This window comes from Oleiphilus sp. HI0061, from assembly GCF_001635675.1.
Genome location: NZ_LWFE01001780.1, coordinates 1 through 724 on the forward strand (window position 1 = coordinate 1; position 724 = coordinate 724).

The window sequence follows — 724 nt, forward strand, 5'->3', positions numbered from 1 at the left end:
AAAGTTATTAGTTGATAGAAACTTCAGTTGGCAAAAGAACGGCCCTATACAGCGGTTTTTCGAAGAAATTCTAGTGAATGAGTTCTTTAACTATAGGTTTGATGAGCCCAGTGACAAACGACAGTTTGTGGTGGGGATGCTCTCTAAAGCCTCTAACCTGATCTTTCAGAGAAAGTTGGATCAACTTGCAGAGGAATTTCATCGCTTACATGTAGAGGATGAAAAGTTGCCTGTTAAAGAGCGATTCGGTACTAGTGTTGTCACAGGTATGCGTCGATGGGAGCCTTTGGCTTTTGAGAAGATGCGCAGAAAAAAGGATCTGCGAAAGTTTTAGTATTGATGGGGTAGTTTGAGGTGTGGGCTGATCTATGAAAACCGAGTTCATAGATCAGCATTGGTTTCGTTTTTTAGGGTGTTTTATGAACGCTTTGATTGAAGCTTTCGTGATAACACCGCCGCGATGAGCAGCAATAACATCATCCAGGGGCTAGATGAGCCTCCACCAGAGCTCGGGTAAGCGCGGGTGTTGTTGAAAGCTGGTTGATGGGCATCTTTACGATGGTCTCTTACCGGCTGGCTTGCGCGTTGTTGTTTAGCCTGCAATTCTTTCTTTACGCGTTTGGCGTTATCTCTTGAAATGTTAAGCTGCTTGAATACCTCTTCTCTCACAACAATCATCGAAGTGTAGTCGGTGACTAAACCATATTGTTTGGCAATGTCGATG

The 724-nt window shown here is 43.8% G+C and carries 2 pseudogenes; one reads left to right on the top strand and one right to left on the bottom strand.

Annotation, left to right across the window (positions count from 1 at the left end):
* Positions 1-334 (top strand): annotated as a pseudogene (locus tag A3735_RS27210) (XRE family transcriptional regulator); the annotation flags it as partial.
* An 83-nt stretch (positions 335-417) separates the two neighbouring features.
* Here A3735_RS27210 and A3735_RS31535 read toward each other — a convergent pair.
* Positions 418-724: pseudogene (locus A3735_RS31535) on the bottom strand (hypothetical protein); the annotation flags it as partial.